The following is a 3,659-nucleotide window of genomic DNA, read 5'->3' as shown; positions in this document are numbered from 1 at the left end:
CCGTAATGAGAAACCTCTTTACCGTAACGGTGATAGCGCTAGTGGTGCAGGTGATATGGCAGGGGGGTGTTGCGAGTGGAGCGGTAGCGCCGCAGGTGAGGGTATTTGGGGCGATAGGTGAGGGTTTGCGGACACCGGTGCGGCTGGCGGTTGGGGGCGATGGGTCGCTGTACGTGGCTGACCCGCGAGTTGGCGGTGTCCTGGAGTATACGCCGGCGGGGCGCCTGGTGCGGGTGATCGGCAGGGGTGGGGCACCGGCCGGGGTAGGAGTGGGAGCGGACGGCAGCCTTCTGGTGAGCCGGGGGAGTTACGTGGCGGTGCTTGGGGGGGGCGGAGAGGAGCTGCGTCGCCTGGTGCCGTCGGAAGGTCCGTTCAAGGCGGCCACCGGGATTGCCGTAGACGACACGGGGACCATCTACGTCACCGACAGCGGTGCCAACTGCGTGCAGGTATTCTCCGCGGGTGGTGCACCGCTGTTCAGGTTCGGGAGCTTCGGCCTTGCCCAGGGGATCGTATACAGCGACGGGGGGGCGCCGTTGGCGCGGTTCAACATGCCGACCGCCATCGCCTTCGAGAAACAGAGCCGGCAGCTGGCCATAGCCGACACCCTGAACGGACGGATCGTTTTTTACGCCGTGGCGGGGCTCAGTGCGACGTCGCAGCCGGTGCGGGTAATCGGCAGCCTGGGGTCCGGGCCGCTCAAGTTCACCGCCCCGCAGGGGGTGGCATTCGACTACGCCGGGGGGGCCTTGCAGCGGCTCTACGTAGTCGACACCTACCAGGGGAACATCCAGGCGATCGACCCGGGGGCCAGCACCACCGTCAACGGCCGGCCGGTGGCGGGGGGCTTCTTAAGCTTTATCGGCGGCTACGGCAGCGGCAACGGCCAGCTGATGGTTCCGTCCGACCTGCAGTTCGACGCGGCCAGCGGGCGGCTTCTGGCGGTCAACGGCTACGGCAACGTCACCGTCTACGGGATTGACGGCGGCATCGACCCGGCAGGGCTTCCCCTGCCCGGCCTGGGCATCGACCCGGTTCCCGCCGAGATCACCGTTTCCAGCCTCAGCCTCGGCGGCAGCATGACAGAGGGGGCCAGCGTCAGCCTCAGCGTCGCCCCGCCGGCCATGGCCGGCCCGGTCACCTACCCGAGCGCCACCAGCTGGAGTGCCGTCATCGACAACCTGCCCACCGGCCAGAACACCATCGCCGTCGCGGCCCGGAACCTGGCGGGTAACGCCAGTCAGAGCGTCACCGTCACCCGCCTGCTGCCCGCGCCCCAGCTCGCTATCACCCGGATCGCCAGCTACACCCCCCAGAGCAGCCAGACCATCGGCGGCAGCGTATCCGCCGGGGCCCTGGTCACCATCGGCAACGACCGGAACGGCACCGTTGCCGGCCAGGTAGAAGGTGACAGCTGGAGCGGGACCGTCCCCCTTCTCCCCGGCGCGAACACCATCACCGTCACTGCCCGCCAGCCGGAGAGCGCGACGGCCACCGTCGTCACCACCATCGTCCTCGACAGCACCGCCCCGGCCCTGAGCGTCTCCGCCATAGCCGACGACAGCTACACCAGCACCCCGACCCAGAACATCAGCGGCACCGTCAGCGATCCCTGGCTCGACAAAGTCACCGTCAACGGCGAGCCGGTGGTCCTCACCGGCGACCGGTTCAGCAGCGCCGTCACCCTGAGCGGCGGAGCCAACAGCATCGTCGTCGCCGCCAGCGACCTGGCGGGCAACGTCAGCATCGACCGACGCACCGTCCACTTCGACACCAGCCTGCCGGTCATCACCGTCACCGCACCTGCCGACAACGCCGCCACCAGCCAGGAGACCATCACCCTCAGCGGCACCACCGACAAGCCGGCCAGCGTCACCGTCAACGGCATTGCCGCCGCGAGCACCGACAACGGGTGGCAGGCCGACGTCAAGCTGGGTGCCGGGCTCAACACCATCCTCATCGGCGCCACCGACCGGTACGGCAACAGTTCCAGCCTCAAGCGGAGCATCATCCTCGACCGGGAAGCCCCCGTCATCGCCATCAGCCAGCCGGGTCAGGACCTGGCCAGCGCCAGCCCGAACCTCATGCTCGCCGGGTCGGCCAGCGATGCCACCTCCTTCACCCTGAGCGCCAGCGTCAACGGCCAGAGCGTGCCGCTGACCCTGAACGGGGGAGAGTTCAGCCTGTCACTGGAGTTTGTGGCCGAAGGCCCCCATGCCGTCAGCCTCACCGCCACCGACGCCGCCGGCAACGTCAGCAGCACCAGCCGGAACATCAGCTACGACATCACCCCGCCGGTCCTCACCGTCAACCCCGTAACCGGCTACTATCCGGAGCGGCTGAGCGGCACCGTCGAAGCGGGAGCGTCCGTCACGGTAGGAGACGGGACCGGTCCGGTCGGCCGGGTCACCACCGAGAGCACCGCCTGGAGCGCCGACCTGGCCGGCATCAGCTACGATCCGGCCACCCTGCGGATCACCGCCGTCGATGCGGCCGGCAACCTGAGCAGCCGGGGACTCGTGGTCCACGAGCCCGACGGCGACCTCACCGGCGACGGGAGCGTCACCATGGCCGACGCCCTGCTGGCCATCCGGATCGTCACCAGGGACGCCGTTCCCACGGCCGACCAGCTGGCCCACGGCGACATCGGACCACTCCTTGCCGGGCGGCCCAACCCCAACGGCAAGATAGAACTGGTCGACGCCCTGCTGATCCTGCGCCGGGCGGTCGGTCTCAAGAGCTGGTAATCATCACCTAGATCACATTCACGCGGGAAGGGATATACATGAAGAAAGCGGCACTCATCCTGATCGGCACGGCACTGCTTCTGACCAGTGCGCAAAACGGCTTCAGCCTGGACGGCAACGTACGGTACACCGTCCATAACATGTCCAACACCTATCCGGTGGCGGGGGTGGACTCCCGCAACTACATCGCCGACGACCCGGCATCCGGGGGGACCACCCAGGTCTGCATCTTCTGCCATACCCCCCACAACGCCAAGCCGGCGGTTCCCCTCTGGAACAAAGTCATGCCCAGCGGCTTCACCTACGACCTGTACTCCTCCGGGAGCCTGTCCAATGCGGCCCGGAGTGCCGCGACTCCCGGCCCCGAATCCCTGCTCTGCCTGAGTTGTCATGACGGGCGGACCGCTGTCAACGTCCTGGTGAACCCGACCACCACCATCAGCATCGGCGGCCTCCTGGACAACCCGGATACGGGTGGTCCGCTCAACATGGGGTACTTCAGCAAGATGGGGCGCTACGGCGCCAACCTTGGCAAACTGGACGACATCAACACCGACAACTATGCCGGGTCCAACCTCATGGACGACCATCCCATCTCCTTCTCCTACACGGATGCCCAGACAGAGAAGGGGGGCGGTGTACTGCATCCCGCCGGCCTCGTTGACCCGGCCATCCGCTTCTTCGGTCCGGAGAAACGGCTGGAATGCTCCAGCTGCCATGACCCCCACGTGGCCTACGGCTACATCGGCAACAACCCCAACGGGCCGGGGGGGACGTATGTGGGGGACGTCAAGCTGCGCCCGTTCCTGGTCTTAAGCAACGACAACAGCGGACTCTGCCTGTCCTGCCACAACAAGTAAACGGTTCCCATTCCACTACCTGGAGCCTGTTATGAAGACAATCGTGGGCTAT

Annotated in this window: 2 protein-coding genes; both read left to right on the top strand. The window is 67.0% G+C overall.

The features are described 5' to 3' along the window. A partial coding sequence (locus KI810_RS17135) for a hypothetical protein (RefSeq protein WP_214176789.1) occupies positions 1-2,747 on the top strand: 2,747 nt, incomplete at its 5' end. A 38-nt stretch (positions 2,748-2,785) separates the two neighbouring features. Beyond that, positions 2,786-3,607 carry a cytochrome c3 family protein gene (locus tag KI810_RS17130; RefSeq protein ID WP_214176788.1) on the top strand — a complete coding sequence of 274 codons (822 nt, stop codon included), beginning with the start codon at positions 2,786-2,788 and terminating at the stop codon, positions 3,605-3,607. Positions 3,608-3,659: the final 52 nt, after the last annotated feature.

It is taken from the genome of Geomobilimonas luticola, assembly GCF_018476905.1.
GTDB classification, from domain to species: Bacteria; Desulfobacterota; Desulfuromonadia; order Geobacterales; family Geobacteraceae; genus Geomobilimonas; species Geomobilimonas luticola.
Note: the sequence above shows the minus strand (reverse complement) of the source record. Positions and strands in the feature narration are given on the sequence as shown.

Coding starts and splice junctions, on each gene's coding strand:
- KI810_RS17130 (WP_214176788.1), top strand. CDS start 2,786: ATGAAGAAAGCGGCACTCATCCTGATCGGCACGGCACTGCTTCTGACC.